At 52.9% G+C, this 20,352-nt stretch carries 17 protein-coding genes; 6 read left to right on the plus strand and 11 right to left on the minus strand.

Going from position 1 to position 20,352, the window contains the following annotated elements; all coding sequences use genetic code 11:
• Positions 1–14 precede the first annotated feature (14 nt).
• From otsA to DXU84_RS07820, 10 genes are all read right to left on the minus strand, one after another.
• Complete coding sequence (gene otsA / locus DXU84_RS07775; RefSeq protein ID WP_014416480.1) at positions 15–1,421, minus strand: alpha,alpha-trehalose-phosphate synthase; 1,407 nt, start codon at positions 1,419–1,421, stop codon at positions 15–17.
• Positions 1,418–2,212, minus strand: a complete 795-nt coding sequence (gene otsB, locus DXU84_RS07780; protein WP_013577720.1) for a trehalose-phosphatase — start codon at positions 2,210–2,212, stop codon at positions 1,418–1,420. Before otsB ends, otsA begins: the two co-directional genes overlap by 4 nt.
• A gap of 181 nt (positions 2,213–2,393) precedes the next feature.
• Positions 2,394–2,759, minus strand: coding sequence for a DUF2493 domain-containing protein (locus DXU84_RS07785; protein ID WP_013577721.1), 366 nt, complete (start codon positions 2,757–2,759; stop codon positions 2,394–2,396).
• A 31-nt stretch (positions 2,760–2,790) separates the two neighbouring features.
• Positions 2,791–4,464 carry a Na/Pi cotransporter family protein gene (locus tag DXU84_RS07790; RefSeq protein ID WP_153375315.1) on the minus strand — a complete coding sequence of 558 codons (1,674 nt, stop codon included), beginning with the start codon at positions 4,462–4,464 and terminating at the stop codon, positions 2,791–2,793.
• A 121-nt stretch (positions 4,465–4,585) separates the two neighbouring features.
• Positions 4,586–7,300 (minus strand): magnesium-translocating P-type ATPase, encoded by a 2,715-nt coding sequence (gene mgtA, locus DXU84_RS07795; RefSeq protein WP_153375317.1) that lies wholly within the window; start codon positions 7,298–7,300, stop codon positions 4,586–4,588.
• A 308-nt stretch (positions 7,301–7,608) separates the two neighbouring features.
• On the minus strand, positions 7,609–7,854 hold the full coding sequence (locus tag DXU84_RS07800; RefSeq protein ID WP_013577724.1) for a hypothetical protein: 246 nt from the start codon (positions 7,852–7,854) through the stop codon (positions 7,609–7,611).
• Positions 7,855–8,199: 345 nt separating this feature from the next.
• Entirely contained in the window at positions 8,200–8,880 is a 681-nt protein-coding gene (locus DXU84_RS07805; protein WP_013577725.1) for an oligogalacturonate-specific porin KdgM family protein, read from the minus strand.
• 68 nt (positions 8,881–8,948) lie between these two features.
• Positions 8,949–11,117, minus strand: a complete 2,169-nt coding sequence (locus tag DXU84_RS07810) for a right-handed parallel beta-helix repeat-containing protein (protein WP_153375319.1) — start codon at positions 11,115–11,117, stop codon at positions 8,949–8,951.
• 86 nt (positions 11,118–11,203) lie between these two features.
• A complete protein-coding gene (locus DXU84_RS07815) occupies positions 11,204–12,769 on the minus strand; it encodes an MFS transporter (RefSeq protein ID WP_014416485.1) in 1,566 nt (521 codons plus the stop codon).
• A 386-nt stretch (positions 12,770–13,155) separates the two neighbouring features.
• A complete protein-coding gene (locus DXU84_RS07820; protein WP_013577728.1) occupies positions 13,156–14,136 on the minus strand; it encodes a VirK/YbjX family protein in 981 nt (326 codons plus the stop codon).
• 296 nt (positions 14,137–14,432) lie between these two features.
• Between DXU84_RS07820 and phoC the strand changes: the two genes are divergently transcribed.
• From phoC to DXU84_RS07840, 4 genes are all read left to right on the plus strand, one after another.
• Complete coding sequence (phoC, locus tag DXU84_RS07825) at positions 14,433–15,170, plus strand: acid phosphatase PhoC (protein ID WP_013577729.1); 738 nt, start codon at positions 14,433–14,435, stop codon at positions 15,168–15,170.
• A 168-nt stretch (positions 15,171–15,338) separates the two neighbouring features.
• Positions 15,339–15,830: a type VI secretion system tube protein TssD gene (locus tag DXU84_RS07830; RefSeq protein ID WP_112197991.1), complete on the plus strand. Its 492-nt coding sequence runs from the start codon at positions 15,339–15,341 to the stop codon at positions 15,828–15,830.
• 12 nt (positions 15,831–15,842) lie between these two features.
• Complete coding sequence (locus DXU84_RS07835) at positions 15,843–16,367, plus strand: DUF2778 domain-containing protein (RefSeq protein ID WP_013577731.1); 525 nt, start codon at positions 15,843–15,845, stop codon at positions 16,365–16,367.
• A complete protein-coding gene (locus DXU84_RS07840) occupies positions 16,345–16,656 on the plus strand; it encodes a hypothetical protein (RefSeq protein WP_013577732.1) in 312 nt (103 codons plus the stop codon). The genes DXU84_RS07835 and DXU84_RS07840 overlap by 23 nt, the downstream gene beginning before the upstream one ends.
• Positions 16,657–16,707: 51 nt before the next feature.
• Here DXU84_RS07840 and DXU84_RS07845 read toward each other — a convergent pair whose 3' ends face one another.
• The gene (locus DXU84_RS07845) at positions 16,708–17,790 is read right to left on the minus strand and encodes an oxidoreductase (RefSeq protein ID WP_013577733.1); all 1,083 of its coding nucleotides are present in this window, start codon (positions 17,788–17,790) and stop codon (positions 16,708–16,710) included.
• Between the two features lie 221 nt (positions 17,791–18,011).
• Between DXU84_RS07845 and DXU84_RS07850 the strand changes: the two genes are divergently transcribed.
• Complete coding sequence (locus tag DXU84_RS07850; RefSeq protein WP_153375321.1) at positions 18,012–19,079, plus strand: sugar ABC transporter substrate-binding protein; 1,068 nt, start codon at positions 18,012–18,014, stop codon at positions 19,077–19,079.
• A 9-nt stretch (positions 19,080–19,088) separates the two neighbouring features.
• A complete protein-coding gene (locus tag DXU84_RS07855) occupies positions 19,089–20,336 on the plus strand; it encodes an LVIVD repeat-containing protein (RefSeq protein WP_153375323.1) in 1,248 nt (415 codons plus the stop codon).
• Positions 20,337–20,352: the final 16 nt, after the last annotated feature.

Here is a 20,352-nt window from a genome sequence, read left to right on the forward strand (position 1 = left end):
CTTGCTTAGAAAGTTTATGCGACAGCGTTGTTTTTTTCTCCCTGTGGCGAAATGGCGTATAAATCGCGCAAATAGGTTTCGCCCCAGTTCGCAATATCATTTTTACGCAGCACCGCCATCATGTCGTTATAACGCTCAAGCCGTTCTTCCAGCGGCATGGTCAGCGCTTTATCCAGCGCCGCCGCCACGTCATCACGGTCATAAGGGTTGACGATCAGCGCCGACGTTAGTTCATTCGCCGCACCGGCAAATTGTGACAAAACAAGAACGCCGGGATCTGCCGGATCCTGCGCGGCGACATATTCTTTCGCCACCAGATTCATGCCATCACGCAGCGGCGTTACCAGCCCGACATCCGTCAGACGGAATAATTTCATCAGCAGGCTGCGCTGGAAATGCTGGTTGAGGTAAAACAGCGGCGTCTGGTTGATGCCACCGTATTTACCGTTGATGCGCCCCACCTCGGTTTCCAGCTGATGACGAAGTTCCTGATAAGCCTGCACGTCGCCGCGTGATGTCGGAGCGATTTGCGAATAGCGCACTTTACCGCGATGCTGCGGGAATTTTTCCAGCAATGCCTCAAAGGCCAGAAAACGTTCCGGCAGCCCTTTGGTGTAATCGAGACGCTCGCAGGAAATGATGTTTTTCGCTTCGCGAAGTTCACGTTCCATCGCCGCCATTTTCGGTGGCAGCGGGCCTTCGGCCATTTCCTTTATGCTTTCCGGCGCAATGCTGATCGGGTATACGCCAGTGGCAAAGGTTTTGCCAAATGCCTGATGCTGATGCGCGTCGCAATCTTCAATATCGGTCAGTGCCTTGAGATTATCCAGAAACGCCAGGCGGTCACCTTCGGTCTGGAAGCCCAGTAAATCATACTCACACATCATCTTGAGCAATTCATCGTGCGTCGGCACCGCATTAAAAATTTCCGGGGTCGGGAACGGAATATGCAGGAAGAAACCTATGCGGTTTTTTACGCCGAGTTTGCGCAGCGCAGCGGCAAACGGCAGTAAATGATAATCGTGGATCCACAAGATATCGTCTGCTTTGATCAGCGGCTGCAATCTTTTCGCCAGCATGTCATTGACCCGGCAGTAACCGTCCCAGGCTTCACGCTGGAAATCCACCAGATCAATACGATAATGAAGTGCTGGCCAAAGTACGGCATTGGAAAACTGGCAGTAATACAGATCGTAATCGTTTTGATTAAGCGGAACCGAAGCGTAAGTAATGCCGTCATCTTCCATCAGATTCAGGTCATCCTCTTCTTCGCCCGATATTTCACTTATCTCACCATTCCAGCCAAACCAGAGGCCTGATGTATTTTTCAGCGCATCCAGAATGCCCACGGCCAGTCCACCGGCGGATTTGGAACCGTCAGGAATGGCAATTCGGTTAGAGACAACCACCAGGCGACTCATAATTCAGACTCCTTGTTAAATGTTAATGTGTGACGTTGTAACGCCTCGATCCAACGGTAAACATCGCGAACGGTTTTGACGCGATAATGCGCCAGACTTGAACCTTCGCCGACTTTCACCGTGATCCCCTGCATGGCGTTAACCACTTCGAACCCTTTTTCATCGGTCAGGTCATCGCCGACGAATACCGGAATACGCCCGGAAAATGGCGTCTGTTGCATAAACGTATAAATCGCTGCACCTTTATCTTTTCCGCGGGGTTTAATCTCGAGAACGCATTTACCCGGCTGAAGAACAAGCTCAGGGAATTTTGCCACCACGGATTCAGCCAGTGCTAATACCTGCTGCTGATGCAGCATCGCCTGACGATAATGCAAAGCAAAAGCCATGCCTTTGGTTTCGAGCAAGGTACCCGGCAGTGCGGCCATGCCCGCTTCGAGGGTCTGTTGCACCTCCTGCGCCACATCATCGGGTAAGGTGACACGGTGCAGAGTGCCGTTGCCGTCGCGCATTTCAGCCCCATGAACGCCCGCAGCAGGGAGAACCAGCGGGCTGACCAACTGATCAAGCTGTTCCACCGGACGCCCCGACACCAGCGCCAGCGCGCCGGAAGAGGCCGCAAACAGCGTTTGCAGATGATCACGAACTTCAGCGGGGATGGTGACGGCATCCGGTTCAGCGCGGATTTCAGCAAGTGTGCCATCGACATCGAAAAAGAAGGCGTATTGGCGACTGTCCAATACAGGGAGAAGCGGTGTTTCGGTTGTATTTTCCTGAATTTCTGCAGTCAAAGTGACTCTCCTTTTAATGAGTTACAGCTCAACGCGTCATTGCGTTGAAAACCTCTGAAATGAATTATCAATAGGTAAATATAGCTCTGAACAGGAGAGTTGCAGCGATTATCAGATTAATCCAGACCGCGTCAGGCGGGCATTTCCGGCAAAAAATCCCTGCCGGCTGCCCGTCCGGGGGTTAAGAACCGGGGCCGGTTTCTGCCGCATTGACTATCACACTGATGCCGGAATGCTGCGCCAGTTTTATGCAATCCTGCGTGTCCTCTCCGCCGGAAAAAGCCAGCACCACATCCGGCTGGCTGTCTTTCATCATAAAGAGATTGCGGCGTATTTCGGCGTATTTACCGTGCAGTGACCAGTTAGCGGGATAACGGACAATGTGCACATCGGCGGTGCGTGCCCAGCGTTCGATCATCGCGCCCAGCGACTGATGTCCGCCGTGGATCAGCACGCTTATCGGGTGTGATTGCGAAAACGCATCCAGTGCCCGTTGTACCCTGTTGATATCTGCATAAAAGCGCCCCGCGCAAATCAGTACCCTCATGTTCTATCCTTCTGTTTTTATCATTTTGTTTTTACTTCCGGGTGTCCGTGGCGTCATCGCTCAGGCGATCAATCACCGGATACGCCACCGCAGCGATATGATGATGAACGCGCCGGTAATCACGCAGCACACGCTGGAAAATATCGCCGGATTCCGCCCAGGCATTTTTATCATCACGCAGATTTTTGAAATGCTCGCGGCTTGCCCTGGCTTCAATCTGGCGGATCACCTCTTTGCGCGAAACCAGCTGATGCGCGGCTGAGAGATCTTCACCCAGGAATGCGGTGACCGCCAGGCGCTGGCTGTTCAGGATCTCCGTGTGCAGCAAACCCATGTTGTGCAGTTCAACGTCGCTGAAAGGTACATTGCGGCGGGCACGGCGTGTCGCCAGCTCGGTGAGGCTGGTGGAAAGAATGTCTCCGGCGTGCTCAATGTTAATCACAAACATCAGGATTTCCTGCGCGCGGTCGGCATCGCTGTCACTCAGCCCTTCCTGTCCTAAATCCGCCAGATAGGCGCGGATTGCCGCACTCAGACCGTCAAGCGAATGATCTAACCGGCGGATTTCAGCCGCAGACTGATTATCAGCAGTCTTGAATAACGTCCGCAGCCGTTCGAGCATCAGGTTAAGCATGTCGGCCAGCCGCAGGGATTCACGCACTGAATTGGAAAGCCCGATATAAGCCACATCAAGCCCGGTTTCGTCGAGATATACCGGCATTTCTGCATCCGCGGCAGGTTGTTCCTCCGGGAAAATCCTTTCCAGCACACGGGCCAGCGGGCCGGTCAGCCCGATAAATACCCCGGCCAGCACGGCGCTGAACGCGGTGTGAAACCACACAACAAGTTGCGGCGTGGTCAGCGCAAGACCCGCGGCAACATGGCTGAGCAGCGGCATCAGGGCCAGCGCGAAAACACAGCCCGCGCCGCGCACCAGCAGATTACCCAGCGGCAGACGGCGCGCCACCGCCGAACCGGCGTTCAGCACCGGCGGCAGTGCGCCACCGATATTGGCACCCAGCACCAGCACCATGGCGGTCACCGGCGTCATCACGCCCGTGGCGGCGAGTGAGGCAATCAGCAAAATCACTGCCACGCTGGAATGACACACCAGCGTGAGAATGATGGCCACCATCAGGGCAATCAGCGTATCGCCTTCTAATCCCTGCATCACGGCGCTGAATACTTCCGTGTTTTCGATGTGTCCGAGTGTGGCACTCAGCAGGCTGAGTGCCAGCAACATCAGCCCGAGGCCGATCAGCGCACAGCCTGCACTTTCAAACCCGGAATGGTCGCGCATTTTGAACACGACAAAACCGCTCAGTATCAGCAACGGTATGGCGATCGCGGTGTTGAAACTCATCAGTTGCACCACCAGGGTGGAACCGACATTTGCGCCGAGCATGACCGCCAGCGCGGGCGCCAGGCTGAGCGTGCCCGCGGCGGTAAAAGAGGTGGCCATCAGGCTGACTGCGGTGCTGCTTTGCAGCAAACCGGTAATACCGATCCCGGCGAGCAACGCCATCCAGCGGCTGGACAGATGATGGCCCATCCAGTGGCGTAACGGTGTGCCGAAGCCACGTTGCAGCGCGGTCGAAATCATGTGAGATCCCCACAGCAGCAGCGCAATAGCGCCTGCCAGATTGACCAGCAGCGTAGTGCCGGATTGGGAGGTCATGGTTGTTACAGTGTGGGTCATAGACATAGCGGCTCCCCTTTTTCAGGGTTGTCATTGTTATTCGTTACAGCGGTTAACGCGCATCACAGCGGGTGCAGGTGCCGTCATCGCGACGGCACCCGGGTTCTGCGTATAACAGTTCAGCAGATCAGAACCACTGTTTGAAACGGCGGATATAAATCGTTTTCATACCTTGTGCCACGCAGCAGTAAGCCAGCAGCGTACCGGCCAGCCACGGGAAGTATTCCCACGGCAGCGCCTGCAATCCGACAATCGGTCCGAGCGGAGAGAACGGCACGTAGATACCGACCGCCATGACCAGACCGGTCATCAGCATCACCGGCCAGGCGGCAGTGCTCTGAATGAACGGGATCTTCTGGGTGCGCAGCATATGCACCACCAGCGTTTGTGACAGCAGCCCTTCCACAAACCAGCCAGACTGGAACAGCGTTTGCACCGATTCACTGTTGGCGCTGAACACAAACCACATCAGCGCAAAGGTGGTCATATCGAAAATCGACGAGGTCGGGCCAATCCATACCATAAAGCGGCCGATGTTTTTTGCGTCCCACTTACGCGGTTTTTTCAGGAACTCCTTGTCGATTTTGTCCCACGGCAGTGCCAGCTGGGAGATGTCATACATCAGGTTTTGCAGCAGCAAATGAATCGCCAGCATCGGCAGGAACGGAATAAACGCACTGGCGACCAGCACAGAGAACACGTTGCCGAAGTTAGAACTGGCCGTCATATTGAGGTATTTCATGATATTGCCGAAAGTCTCGCGCCCTTTCAGTACGCCCTCTTCCAGCACCATCAGGCTTTTTTCCAGCAGGATAATATCGGCTGACTCTTTGGCGATATCGGTACCGCTGTCGACGGAAATGCCGACATCAGCATCCCGCAGCGCAGGCGCGTCGTTGATCCCGTCGCCCAAAAATCCGACAGTGTGGCCGTTGGCCTGCAACGCTTTCAGCACGCGGGATTTTTGCAGCGGCGTCAGCTTGGCAAACACCGTGCGTTCTTCCACCAGCTGGCGCAGTGAGGCATCATCGAGGCGTTCAACCTGCGAGCCGAGTAACGGTTCACCCGGCTCCAGACCGACCTGACGGCAGATACGGCTGGTCACGATGGCGTTATCGCCGGTCAGCACTTTCACCGTCACACCGATATCACGCAGTGCGGCAATCGCCGGACCCGCAGATTCTTTCGGCGGATCAAGGAAGGTCAGGAATCCGCTGATGATCAGATCATGCTCATCGTCAGTGCCATACTGTTTTTTGACGTCGGCTTTCAGGATCGTCCTGGTCGCCACCACCAGCACACGGAAGCCATCCTGGTTGTAGTCGTTGGCCATCGCCAGTAACGCGTCACGACGTGAAGGATTCAGTGCCACCACTTTGCCGTTTTCATGCATATGGGTGGAAATACTGAGCATTTCTTCCACCGCGCCTTTGCACACCAGCAGGTGATTCTCCAGCGGATCCTTCACCACGACCGACAGGCGACGGCGGATAAAATCGAACGGCATTTCATCGACCTTGCGGTAGCCCTGTGGCCTGACGAAGCCCGGTGTGTTTTCGGAGAAGTAAATCACCGCCTGATCCATCAGGTTTTTGATGCCGCTCTGATGAAAACTGTTCAGCCACGCCAGTTGCAGCACGGAATCATTGTTCTGACCGTGCGTATCGATGTGGTGCTCAAGAATGATTTTATCTTGCGTCAGCGTGCCGGTTTTGTCCGTACACAGCACGTCCATGGCGCCAAGGTTCTGGATAGCGTTCAGGCGTTTTACGACCACTTTGCGCTTCGCCATTGCCACTGCGCCTTTCGCCAGATTGGCGCTGACGATCATTGGCAGCATTTCCGGCGTCAGACCCACGGCTACCGCCACCGCGAACAGCAGCGCGTCCCACCATTCACCTTTAGTAATGCCGTTGAGCAGGAACACCACCGGCACCATTACCAGCATGAAACGGATCAGCAACCAGCTGACGCTGTTCACGCCGCGATCAAAGGCCGTTTGAGCGCGGGTACCGACAATGGCTTTGGCAAGCGATCCGAAATACGTCCGTGCGCCGGTCGCCACGACCACCGCCTGCGCGGTGCCACTGACCACGTTGGTGCCCATGAAACAGATGTTGGGAATATCCAGCAGGTTTTCGTTTTCCTCATTGAGGGCGCTGGCCGATTTAGGGGCGACATCGCCCATCGTGTCGTATTTTTCGACCGGCAACGCTTCACCGGTCAGCACCGCCTGACTGATAAATAAGTCACGGGATTCGATCAGCCGTACATCGGCCGGGATCATATCCCCGGCGTAAAGCTGCACGATGTCACCGACCACCAACTGACGCATCGGGATTTCACACAGTTTGCCCTGCCTGCCCGGCATGTCGCGGCGCAATACGGTGGCAGTGGTGCGAACCATGGCTTTCAGCGCTTCGGCGGATTTTGCCGAACGGTATTCCTGCCAGAAACGCACCAGCCCGCTGAGGCCGACCATCGCGCAAATGATGTAAACCGACACCAGATCCGTTTCTTCTCCGGCGCGCAGCGGCAGCCAGTAATCGGTAAAGAAGCTGATTATCGCCAGCACGGCGAGCACATAAATAAACGGGTTGTTGAATGCTTTGATTAACTGAACCAGCGCGTGAGGTGGCCTGTCGTGTGCCACTTCGTTGTAGCCTTCTTTCTCCAGTCGTTTCGCCGCTTCACCATGCGTGAGGCCCGCGCGGCTGGCATTAACATTAATCAGCGTCACGTCAATGCCGTTTTTGGCTTCCTGAGCCGCGCGCATGGAGAGCGCCTGTTTCTTTCTTTCTGCCGTTTTTCTTTCGAGTGTATTGTTGTTTTGTACAGTCATGGTGGTACTCCTGTCACCGGATAACGTGCAGGGGAATAATGTCGCCTGTTATTTCAGGCAATAAAAATCCTTCACGTTATTTCAGTGATCGGTATTAAATTCATATCGCGCAGAATTCCCCGCCGTTTATTATCCTTTAATTAAAAAGGGCCTAAACAGAGTGAAATCGATAGTGTGTCTTTTATTGACGCGTAACTTCCCTGAGTTTTTTATTACGCGAAGAATTTCTATTTCGCGGATAATAAAAAGACAGAGCCGTCAGGCATCAGTCAGGACGATGTTCAGCGCAGCGTAATGCCGGGACTGAATCAGATGAGGGATAACCGACTTTGTGGTTCTTCGCTGTCAGAAACGATGCAACGTTGCTCCAGTTGACCGGTGACAGGGCTGACACGCCATGTGGTGATGCGTGCGTTCACCCTGCTGATTTTAGAAGAAAAAATGGATGGAGAGTCTTTCTTATGCGCAGCCAGCGTCCGGTCGCGGGACGGGCGTACACGCAAAGTGGATGTCAGGGTTTTGACATCAGAAAAAAGGGTAGATTTGAACTTCATAACACACCTCGGGACCGTGACATTCAGGTTGAGGTGAGATTACACCAGAGCATCAGGCTCTGGTGAGGCGCACCCAAACGGTGAAATGATCACAATCGATTTTATGTTTACTGTTCCGGTGCGCTATTTCAGCGTCATCCGGCAAGTTACTGGTTACAGTGTCCATTAGTCTCTTATGTAAAGTTAATAAAGGCCGCTACTTCCGGCTCGTGCAATTTACCCATGCGCCCTATTATTGTCAACCCGCAAAAACTGCTTAATATGTTTCGTTTATATTTCAGTGAGGAAATAGCCGGACAGCATGCGCTGACCGGCTGACAGACGTCACACCGTAATGTGATAACGTCAGAAATTATATTGGATCCCCAGGCGTAAACGGGTTTGCCTTTCGTCGGTGGTTTTCCTGACCGAAACATCACCGATCTCGGCATAAGGCGTCCATTGCTTGTTAATATTATACGCGACCTTTAAATCCTGCTCATAATCCCATTTGTCGTTGTCATACAGGATCTGATCGCTGTGTTTATAAATATAGTTATATTCAAATCGCCAGTCTGCCAGACGGTAACCCAGCCATATTTCGCCGCGATTGGTTTTACGGTCTTCGGTATTTTCTTTGGTATAACGGGTATATTCATAACGATAACGGGCATTGAAATAAATGCCGCTGTCAAAGGTATATCCCGCAGTTAAAAATGGTTTGTAGATACTGCTGTCAGAGCTGGACTCCAGCGTGAATCCCGGCTGGACGAACACTTCTGGCGTCACTTTAACCTGATAGCTGATGGTACTTTCTGTACCATTATCTACCAGATTATTAAAGGGTTTATTCTCATTGTCGCCGCCGGATTTCCATTTAGCCTCCAGCGAGAAACCGAACCCGTTGGCGAAGCGGTGGGAGACCAGCGCCCTGTCTTTATGTTGTTTACTGTCATCGAGCCATTCGTGGCGAAGGTCAATTGTGACGGCCTGACTGCTGGCGCTGGCCAGCAGTAAACCGCAGATCATCAGTCTGCTATTTTTCATTTTTATAAATCCCAGAGATATTGAGTAGTATTGTTTTATATAAAGTATTGACTATTAATAACGCCGCTTTATTTGTTTTTCAAAAAGTCAGCGTAATTAAATCCGCCGTCTGAAAGACGGGTAATCGGATCCGGCAACCGCAGAGAAATATAATCTCCCGGTTTAATTTCCTGATGCTTTGTATTCACCGTTTTGTGGTCAGCGTAAAAATAATTACTGTTATCCACATTACCGGTCACGGCATCGTCATACTTTCCTGCGGTGGTGCGCAGCGAAATGTTGTCCTTAAAAGTGCCCTGCTTGTCAGCCGTGGTGTATGGCGAAGGCCGGAACAGGAAGTTGAAGCGTTTGTTATCGACTGCGCGGTTGTCTTCGATAACCAGCGCGCCCGGATTGAAGTTGTCGGTAAAGCCGTCCATGCCGTTGCTGACCGCGACGTTGTGACGCACCACATGGCTGACCGGTAATCCTTCGCCACCCAGTTTGAAGCCATTGCTGCCGTTGTTCACTGACAGGCTGTGCTCAATGGTCACACTGCCGTTCGGGCCGTCTTCGATTTTGTTGAACAGGTCGAAACCATCGTCAATATTGTCGTGGGAATAACAGTTCACCAGCCGGTTACCCTCGCCCACGCGCATTTTGACGGCAAATCCGTCGGCGTTCTTGCGCCCCGGATCCTGATTTCCCCAGGACTCAGCATTGCTGATGAGATTATGGCTGGCCCATAATGCCCGCCCGATGCCGTCCGGCGATGCCACCCAGATGCCGGTATCATCGGCGTGATGCGCCTTAACGCGGTCGATATGGTTATAGCTTCCGGCAATATGAAAGCTTTTTTGCGTAACGGTAATGCCCTGAATATTCCAGTAGCTGGCATTGAGTGTCAGGCCGTTAAACACTACGTTGTCGCCCTGTGCACGCAGGGTTTTCCGGTTTTTGTCGGTGCCGCTGGCGGTTGCCGGGATCACGCTTTCCGGATAATCACCCTCTTTCAGCCACAGCGTGCCGCCCGGTGCTAAAAGATTAACGGCACTGTTAAAATCCAGCGGATGTTCAGCCGAGCCGTCATTACCTGCCGCGCCAGCCGGTGAAACATACAACTGGTCAGGATTGCTGACCAGCGCCATACTCACCGCAAATTCCTGCGTCACCGGTTTGCCGTCTGCCGGGGTGTAGGTTATTTTCAGCGCTGTCACCGGTTGTTCAGCATGAAACGCAACCGCGACCACTTCACCACCGCGTACCGCTTTTTGCGGCAACAGCGGTTTGCCATTCTGAGCAACCTGCACCTGTCCGTCACCGTTAGTACGTAACTGGAACACGCTGTCGCGGCGGGTAATGACCGGCGATGACATGACCTCAATACGCGTATTAAGTGACGGTGTCACATACGGCGCAGAGGGCTGAGTATGCGCTTCGCTGAGTGTCAGCTTTGCGTGATCTACCGTCATTTTGGCGTTGCGTGAGGCGAAGAAACCGACGTAATACCCGGTTTTATCCAGTTGTGTCACGCTGTCCGCGCGCTGCACGGATTTGCTTACCCACTGATCACTGCCCTGTGGCGCATAGGCGACGGTAAAACCGTTGTCCGTGCGGGTCAGTCGCAGCGAAAAACGGGCTGGCGTACTCAGCGGATGATAGCTTTCACGTACCATGCTGATGCCTGTATTTCCCCAGGGTTGCTGTACGCCCTGACGGGCAATCATCGCCAGCACCGGCGGTTTATCGCCGATGGCCATGACGCTGTTCATCACCATATTTGATGCTGCCGGTAACTCCTCAATGCCCGGTTTGGTCACCGGCTCACGCGGATTGCCCAGAATATCGCGTACCAGTAATCCGGCCCCTTCCTGCCCGGCGGGTTTCGCACCATTTTCCGGCCCGAACTGGTTGAGTGTGATCTCCGCTTCAAGCTGGAAATTCACCTCCGCCGGTAAGCGTGTATAGAAATAAGTTAAGCCGTCGTGACTGTTACCGACTTTGCCGCCACGGCTTTCGAGTGTGAACGGCGTGCTGAGCACGGTGCCCGCAGCGGGAACTGCTTTGCCATCTGCCAGTAAGGTTTCGTTCATGCCGATTTTCTCCGGCAGAACGTTGGTGGCGAAATTGACGTCGGTTGACTGACCAAATGTGATGCTGTGCCAGACCAGTTTGCCGGTATCCGGCAATGCGTCGGCCAGGCTTTGTGCGCTCATTCCGAGGGACAGCGCGACAATGACAAATTTTGATGCCCACATAATCGTTCTTATCCTAAAAACGTGAGGGGTCACTGGCCGGTGACCCGGCCAGTTGGAAAAGTAGTAAAATAGAGTTAAATCAGGTGTTAAGGTTGTTGTGTGGTGCTCACCATCGGTTTGGGTTCGGTGACCTCAACGGCAGGCGTATCGAAAATTTTGCGGCAGACGACGCTGTTACCCCAGCACTGTTCATACGGATAACCAATCAGTTCTTCCATCACCGCCCGTACTTCCGGCTGAACCTGGCTAATCTGCCCGCCCGCTTTGATACGTGCTACTTCGCCCAGCACCACAAGGTGAGTTTTGCGGTTCAGTTTCATCTGATTACTGAACACGATAGCCATCAGCGCCAGCGCAATAACACCGATACAAAACACCAGCGCAATCGCCATCACCGCACTTTCAGGCTGGGTATGAGATTTGGACTGGAAGCCGTAGAAGCTCAAAATGGCACCCATCACGAAAACAATCACCGAGCGCATCAGTTTGCCGGAGAAGGTCATCGCACCGGCGTAAATCCCCTCGCGGCGACGACCGGTGAAGGCTTCGTCAATGTCCGCCAGGAAGGTATAAACCGTCCACGGAATGTAATACACGCCGCCGGTACCGATACCGAAGATGACCGTGATAGTCAGCATGGCCGCTGTGGCATATTGCTGCGGCAGATGCAGGACGTGCAGCAGGCTGTAGCAAATGACCGAGAAAATCACGATGCCCAGCGCCAGAATGTAAGGCTTGCTGAACCCGTGCCTGACGCAGATGCCGATAAATATCGCGGTAGAGAACAGTTGCAGCATCGAGTTCAGGCTGCTCAGGCCGGCAACCATCGTCGGATCATATTGCAGCACGAAAATGATGAAGTAGGTGAAAACGGAAGCAAACAGCCATTCTGCCCCGAAGCCACACAGATACATGCCCAGATGCTTACGGAACACACGCAGGTGGAATGTCGATTTCATGTCGCGAACCAGCGTCAGCATGGTTTTGCCGAGGGTCATTTTCTTCTCATCGACCGGCGTGGTTTCTTCTACCGGGCGTTCCCAGGAAGAGAGATACAACATGCCCAGGGCGATAAACAAGATCACGCCATACGTCAGTGCGGTGTAGAAAAACGGCTGCGCGGAGTCTTTGCCGTAGATCAGAATGAACTGGCCCGGAATGAACGCGGCGAGGAAGTTCGCTACTTTGCCGAAAATCGCTTTATAGCCGGTCAGTTTTGAACGGGCGGAGAAATCGGTAGTCATTTCGGTCGCGAGCGTTTCATACGGCACCATCACCGAGGTGTAAATCAGCTCGAACATCACGTAAGTCGAGAGGTAATACCAGAATCCGAAGCCTTCAACCCACAGCAACGGATAGAACATCATCAGTGGCACGCCGAGTAAAATGAAGAAACGGCGGCGGCCAAAACGTTTGCCGAGGCGTGTTTTACCAAAGTTATCCGAGAGATAACCCATCAGCGGGTTACTGATGGCATCGATGATGCTGGCGACGGAGAAGATCGCCGATGCCTGTAGCAGCGTCAGGCCACAAAATGTGGTGTAGAAGTACAGCAGCCAGATCCCGGCAATCGCCAGTGCACCGCTGCCCAACAGATTTCCGCCGCCATACGCCAGCTGATGTTTAAATAAAATAGGTTTTTCTGCGTTCATAGGTTATCCGCCCAGAGAGATATTTATAAAATGAACCGGTGTTTTGTTTTTATAGAGATGACGTTTTATATAGGCGGGATGAATGAATAGATGTGAATAACATCACATTTAAAACAGCAGGGGGCGGCTGGCGATAAGATTTTGCGATACGTGTAACATTCCTCACCATCAAAAATACACAATTCACGAGATGGTTCAGATCGTATTAGTTTTAAATCGAATGATTAACTGACTATTGCTCTACAAAACCGCCACTTAACCCATGCGGGAATTTTACATCCGTATCAGAATTTTCGTTGAAGGTCAGGCATAAGCGTTGGGGGGACTGAACAAAAGGCCGTTCCCTGGCCCCTGATACAGCGGGTGATTTACGGGTAAATCTGAGGTCAGGCGTTCAGTAAAGACGCTGTGCTCTCATGCAATTCATCAAGCAAGGTATAACGCTTGCGGTATTCGGAACGTTTCTTGCTGGCAATCTCTTCCATCGGTTTGCGCGGCAGTTCCAGTGGTACGTGATATAAGGCTGAAGACGCGGGCGTGGCGCTGATGGAATCCCAGAATTCGTTATAACTGGCGACAAATACGTTTTTCTTGCGGTGACGGTAGCGCAGGCTGCGGAACACATGGCCGGTATCGCTGACCGCAAGAATGCACTGCACGCCGGTTTCGGCCGCGACACGTTGCAGGCTTTCCAGCAGCAGGCGTTTCGGGAACAACCCGTAACAGGATTTGGTCGCCTGTTTAATCACTTCATGTGGCGTTGAGCGATGTGCCCCCTGGAAGCCGCCGATAATCAGTGTCCTCCCTTGCGGACGTTTCACAATGCTAAACGTCAGCGCCGCAAGCAGCGTGTCCTCCATATAAAGGAACATGTTGGCCTCGCCTTCGCGCTCAGATTTGCCGATGGAACCCAGCACCACCTGGAAAGCTTCACCGTCTTTGCCGGTGAACCGGGTGATGGTGTTGCCGGTTGCGCTCAGAAAAGTATTGCGCAGGCGGACGTTTTCCAGGTTTTTGACGAATGCGTAGTGATCAACCAGTGCATCAGCACGTCCGGCAGAATGTAAACCGAGGTGCAGATACGGCTTATGAATTTTACTCGGCAATTTGGTCTGTACGGTGAAAGCTTCCTGCCAGACCGGCTCAGCAGCCATCTTATTCAACACCTTCAGGGTATCGAGCGGATGCAGTAAGGTGCGCACGGCGTATTTGACCCGGAACATCCGGTCGCGCCACAGGGTGTCCGGCACGCACGTTCCGCTCAGAAGATCGACAAACAGGCTGAATCCGCTGGTTTTTTTGATTGTTTCTTCAACGGAGAAATTGCCGTTGAGGGATTCGGTTTCGTTAAGGGGTGAGTGTTCCATGATCGGTTTCCGCTGCCTGAAATAATCACGGTATCACCCAATTTTTAAACCTCTTTACAACGTGGTTTTAAAGAGAAGCGAGGTTGTCGGAATAAGTGCGGGCCGTTTAGCTGCCGTTTATCCGGGGTGACTGAAAGCAGTCTCACTGCCTGATATCTATTGATATGCGTGATGAGTTTCTCGTTTTCGGACATCATACAAACGCTATTGCACAGAATTTGGTTAACTTAGAAATGTTGGGAAATGTTACGAAAATGAATTCGTGATGATCATTCAGCAGTTGTAAGGAAACTTTGATGAAAATTATTACTACTTTTTGCCTCGCCAGTCTTTTCACTGTCAATGCGTTTGCCCTGACCGGCAACGATGCGACCACCAAACCAGACCTCTACTACTTAAAAAACGATCAGGCGATTAACAGTCTGGCGCTGCTTCCGCCACCACCCGCAGTGGGCAGTATTGCTTTTTTGAACGATCAGGCCATGTATGAACAGGGTCGTCTGCTGCGCTCAACTGAACGTGGCAAACTGGCGGCAGAAGATGCCAACCTGAGTGCGGGTGGTGTCGCGAACGCCTTCTCCGGTGCCTTTGGTTCGCCAATCACCGCCAAAGACACCCCGGAACTGCACAAACTGCTGACCAATATGATTGAAGATGCAGGTGATCTGGCGACGCGTTCCGCCAAAGAAAAGTACATGCGCATTCGTCCGTTTGCCTTCTACGGCGTGCCGACCTGTAACACCACCGAGCAGGATAAACTGTCGAAAAACGGTTCGTATCCTTCCGGCCACACCTCAATTGGCTGGGCCACCGCGCTGGTGCTGACCGAAATTAACCCGCAGCGCCAGGACCAAATCCTGCAACGCGGTTTCGATTTAGGTCAGAGCCGGGTAATTTGCGGCTACCACTGGCAAAGTGATGTCGATGCCGCGCGCATCGTCGGTTCCGCAGTAGTGGCAACCCTGCATACCAACTCTGCTTTCCAGCAACAGTTGCAAAAAGCCAAAGAAGAGTTTGCGAAGCAGCATCCGTAAATATTGCTGGCCTCCCCGGCCTGATCTTCGTAAAAGCCGGGGAGTCTGTAATGCCACATCTCTCATTGATACTAAATTTCTGAAAATTGCTTTTTTGCAACGGTCACTAATTGTTAACTCCCCTTCGCAGGCATAACGTCATTCCTCATTTTAAAAAGGAGTTTCATTATGGCTAGCCCCGCATATCTCTGGCTATACGATGCAAATGGCGCACTACTTTATGGCAGTTCTGAGGTTTTAAGCCGTGAAGGCGCGATCGAGATTCAAAGCTTCACGCATGGTCTTTCCGTACCCTTCGATGGCAATACCGGTCGGCTGACATCTACCCGTGTTCATCAAACCATGGGACTTGTAAAAGAGTTCGATAAATCTACTCCCTACCTCTACCGTGCCGTCGCCACCAGCGAAAAGCTGCAAAAGGCGGTGATTAAATGGTATCGCATTAATGCGGCTGGTATGGAGGAAGAGTTTTTGAATATGACAATGGAAGGCGTGCGTATACTTAACATCAATCCACATATGCACAATTTCAAACAAGCTGACGGACAGGCCAGTATGCCCACGGAGTCCATTGGCCTTGGGTATCAGAAAATTACATGGTTGTACCTCGACGGACATATCAGTTTTACCGATCAGTGGAACTCCAGCATTTACGCATAAACGGAGACAGGGATGATTTCATGCAGAGTGGATTTTAATCGCCTTTATGAGAGTGGAAAAATTGCAAAACTTTATTGTGCTGGGGTTGGGATCTTTCCTGTATTTTCAGGCTTATTCCCGCACACAAACAGAATAGGTTGTGGAGGTAATGAGAATGGGCCAATTCCGACGGGTAAATACTGGATTGTTGACCGCCCCAGAGGGGGAGTGAGGTCGAGATTAAAGGAGTACGAAAAGCATATTCGCACGGGTAATGATTACTCATCTTGGTTTGCCCTGTATCGACAAGATGGCTTGATTGATGATTCAACTTATATCGGTGAGACCTTGCGCAGAAGTTTCCGTTTGCATCCATTGCGACCGGATGGTACCGGCGTATCAGATGGGTGTTTAACATTCATGTATCATGCCGATTTTGACAAGCTCAGAAGCGCGTTGTTGAATTCGCACACTAGAGACATCCCAATCATACATCTGAAGGCATATGGAGAAATCGAAGTTACGGGGGATATGAATGCGCCATGCCTTATTCTGTAAGATAGCGGTGCGGCTGGCGCTTTTTATTTTTATAGATTACTACCTGCTGTCGCCCTTCCCCGGCTGGCTGATTGATTATGAATACATCAAATCGATAGCCATCGCGGATTATTTTGATCAACTGATGAAACCAGATTACGGAGCCCCCCCATGGCCTGGATTGCAGGATGATATTTTTGTCGTGTTGCTCTCCGTCACAGGATTAATTCCAACCTTGTTGATAATGGTTATGATTGAGGCAATTGTGAAGGCAGGCATTAAGGTCGTTAAACGTAAAAATATAAAGTAAACCCGGCTGATGCCGGGTTTTTCTGTTCAGGGAATTAAAGACCCCGATACCTTATTTATTCTCAACAAATTCAAATGCCAGACGCAGTTGTTCGGCGTTGGGGTTTCCCGGCAACAGATGAATGGATTCTCCGGGCTGGAGCGTGCGCTCAATCAGTCGGGAAAGCTGTTTCTCATCATGAATATCCACCTGCAACTGCGCCAGACTGACCGGCAGATCCAGCACTTTGTACAACGCGGTTAACTGTTGCACCACTTCCGGTTGATTGAGCAGCGCGCTTTGCACCAGAATGCCGTAAGCGACTTTGGTGCCGTGCAGGAAGGCGTCAGTTTGGGGCAGCGCGGTCAGGCCGTTATGCACCGAATGCGCCGCTGCGATACGCGTATACCGGTCGCCCAGCCCGCCCACTAATCCGCCGCCCGCAATAATGGCGTCGAGCACATTGAGGAATGGCTGCGTCAGTTGATTATCGTCCTGCGCCTGTAATGCCGCTTCGCTTTCGTTGAGCAACACATCCCGAATGGTCAGCGCGGTATTCAGGCCGAGCTGCACGGTTAAGGGCAGTTTTTCCGGCTGCGGGCTGAGTACCACCGCTTCGTACCATTTCGCCAGCGTATCGCCGATCCCGGCCAGCAGATATTCCTTCGGTGCGCGCAGAATAATGCGCGGTTCGACCAGCACCAGATGGTTGGCGTCGTTGAATATTTCGTAACGCAGCGCCTGCCCTTCGTCGTTATACCACACAGACAATGGCGTCCAGGCCGCACAGGTCGCGGCAATGGTCGGAATGGCCACTACCGGCAATCCCAGACGACGCGCCACCACTTTGGCGGTATCCAGCACCGCACCGCCGCCGATGCCGATCACCACCTGCCGGTCATTGCCGCCGATATGCGCAATGCGCTGTACTTCAGTTTCGCTGCAATGTGCCGCGAACAACACACGCTTCGCCTGCGGGGCAGTAAACGCTTGCGGCAGGAAATCTTGCGCAGCCACTAGTGCACGCTCGCCGTAAATCCACAGCGCGTTATCCAGTTGTTGCGGCGTATAAAACTGCGCCAGCCGGTCGATGGCACCGGGGGAAGAAAAGTAGTTGGCAGGGCCGGTAACCACACGGATATCTGTATCACTCATGGGGAAATCCTTAATTTAGAAGCTGTTAACATCCTACGCCCGGACATCCGGATGGCTAATACTCTTTGGCATTAACTTATGCCTTTTCGTTCGTTGCCAAGTGTTACCCGGTCATGAAAACTCGGACAATCAATTCATTAACCCACTATAAAAGCCTGCACAAAGGGCTCGCGTGAATTGTCCTCCCGTTAAATGATGATTAACCACACAGGGTAATAAACATGAAACTGTTCTCCGCGTCGTTACTGGCGTTAAGTTTGCTCTCCGTTTTTCCATCTTTCGCCGCAGATACTGCACCGGTGCCGAAAGCCATTGCCGATCATAAAGGGCCGGTGCGCATAGCGGTGATCCGCAATCTGGGCTCAGATGACAACACCACGCAGTTTGTGTCCGGCGCCATTCAGGAAGGCCGCAAACTGGGCTTTCAGGTGAGTACTTTCCTCAGTAACGGTGATGACGCGAAATTCCAGGATTTCGTCAATCAGGCCATCAGCCAGAAATACGACGGTATTATTTTGTCGCAGGGGCGTGACCCGTATTCCACCGATTTGCTGAAACGTATTACCGCCAGCGGCATTGCGGTATCGGTGTTCGATACGGCGGTGAACGGCGATATTCCCGGCGTGACGGTCACGCAACAGGATGACGCCTCGCTCACCGATCTTTCCGTCGGGCAACTGGTGAAAGATTTCAACGGTAAAGCCAATATCGTCAAACTGTGGGTGGCCGGTTTCCCGCCGATGGAACGTCGTCAGGATGCCTATAAAAAAGTATTAGCCGCCCATCCTGGCATTCATGAGCTGGAATCGGTCGGCGCCGTGTCGTCGGATGTTCAGGGCGATACCGCCAATAAAATCGGCGCGCTGCTGGCGAAATACCCGAAAGGCAAAATCGACGCGATCTGGGGCACCTGGGATGCCTTCAGTCAGGGGGCGTATAAAGCCTTGCAGGAGAATGGCCGCACTGAAATCAAACTCTACAGCATCGATATTTCCAATCAGGATATCGGTCTGATGCGTGCGGCCAACAGCCCGTGGAAACTCAGCGTGGCGGTGGATCCGAAACTGATCGGCGCGATCAACCTGCGTCTGATCGCCAACAAAATTGCCGGTGAGAAAACCCCGGCGACCTATGAGTTTAAAGCGGCGGCCATTCCGCAGGCGCTGCTGACAAGCAACCCTGATGCGGTAAACGTCGCGTCACTGGCGAAAGTGATTCCGGGCTGGGGTAAATCTGATGATTTCATCGCGCCGTGGTTCGCCACCCTTGAAGCACAGCACAAAAAATAAGGCCGGACTATGACAACGCAATCTCTCCCGACCCCGGAATACAGTCGTAATATGCGACTGATCGGCCACAGCGATCAGGGTGGAAAACCGGACGGTGTGCAGGTGATGGTTCATCGTGGCTACGCCTATATCGGCCACATGGTGTCGCAGGGTTTCTCCATTGTGGATGTGCGTGATGCCAAAAATCCGCGCCCTGCCGGTTTTATCCCCGCACCTCCGGGCACCTGGAATGTGCATTTGCAGGCGCATGACGATTTACTGCTGGTGATCAACGCCCGCGATTTGTTCGCGGATGTCCGCTTCGCCGATGAAAAAGTCTATTACACCCGCTCCGTCAGCGAGACGGTTCAGGGTACGCAGCAGCGTGGCTGGAGCGCCGGTGTGCGTATCTTTGATATTTCGGTGCCCGATCAGCCAAAAGAAATCAGCTTTCTCGCGCTGGAAGGTATCGGCGTACATCGCATCTGGTATGTCGGCGGGCGCTGGGCGTACGTTTCAGCCCTGATTGATGGCTACAGCGATTATATTTTCCTGACGATTGATCTGGCCGACCCGCGCAATCCGCAGGTCGCCGGACGCTGGTGGCTGCCGGGGATGCATACCGCAGGCGGTGAAACGCCGGACTGGCCGGAAGGTAAACGTTATGCGCTGCACCATGCCATTATCAGCGGGGATACGGCATATGCCAGCTGGCGTGACGGGGGCCTGACGTTGCTGGATATCAAAGACCGCAGCGCGCCACAACTGATTGCTCACCGCAACTGGAGCCCGCCATTTGGCGGCGGCACGCATACCGCGCTGCCGTTGCCGGACCGGGATTTGCTGGTCGTGCTCGACGAGGCAGTGCTGGATAATCAGGAAGATGGCGAGAAGTTGATCTGGCTGTTTGACGTGCGCGAGCCGTCGAATCCGGTGAGTATTTCGACCTTTCCGCAGCCGGAGGAACGGGATTACGTCAGCAAAGGTGCGCATTTCGGGCCGCACAATTTGCATGAAAACCGGCCGGGCAGCTTTATCAGTTCAACGCTGATTTTCGCGACCTACCAGAATGCGGGTGTACGTGCGTACGACATCAGCAATCCGTATCAGCCGAAAGAAACCGGTGCGCTGGTGCCCGCTGCGCCCGTTACCATGATGGATAAACGTCCTGGCAGGCCGCAGGTGATTCAGTCCTGCGACGTGTTTGTCGATGCGCAGGGAATTATCTACAGCACCGACTATAACGGCGGATTATCCATTATCGAATATCTCGGCTAATCCCCTGCCCGCGCCT

The sequence above is a fragment of the Rahnella sp. RcJ3 genome (assembly GCF_009498575.1).
Taxonomy (GTDB): domain Bacteria; phylum Pseudomonadota; class Gammaproteobacteria; order Enterobacterales; family Enterobacteriaceae; genus Rahnella; species Rahnella aceris.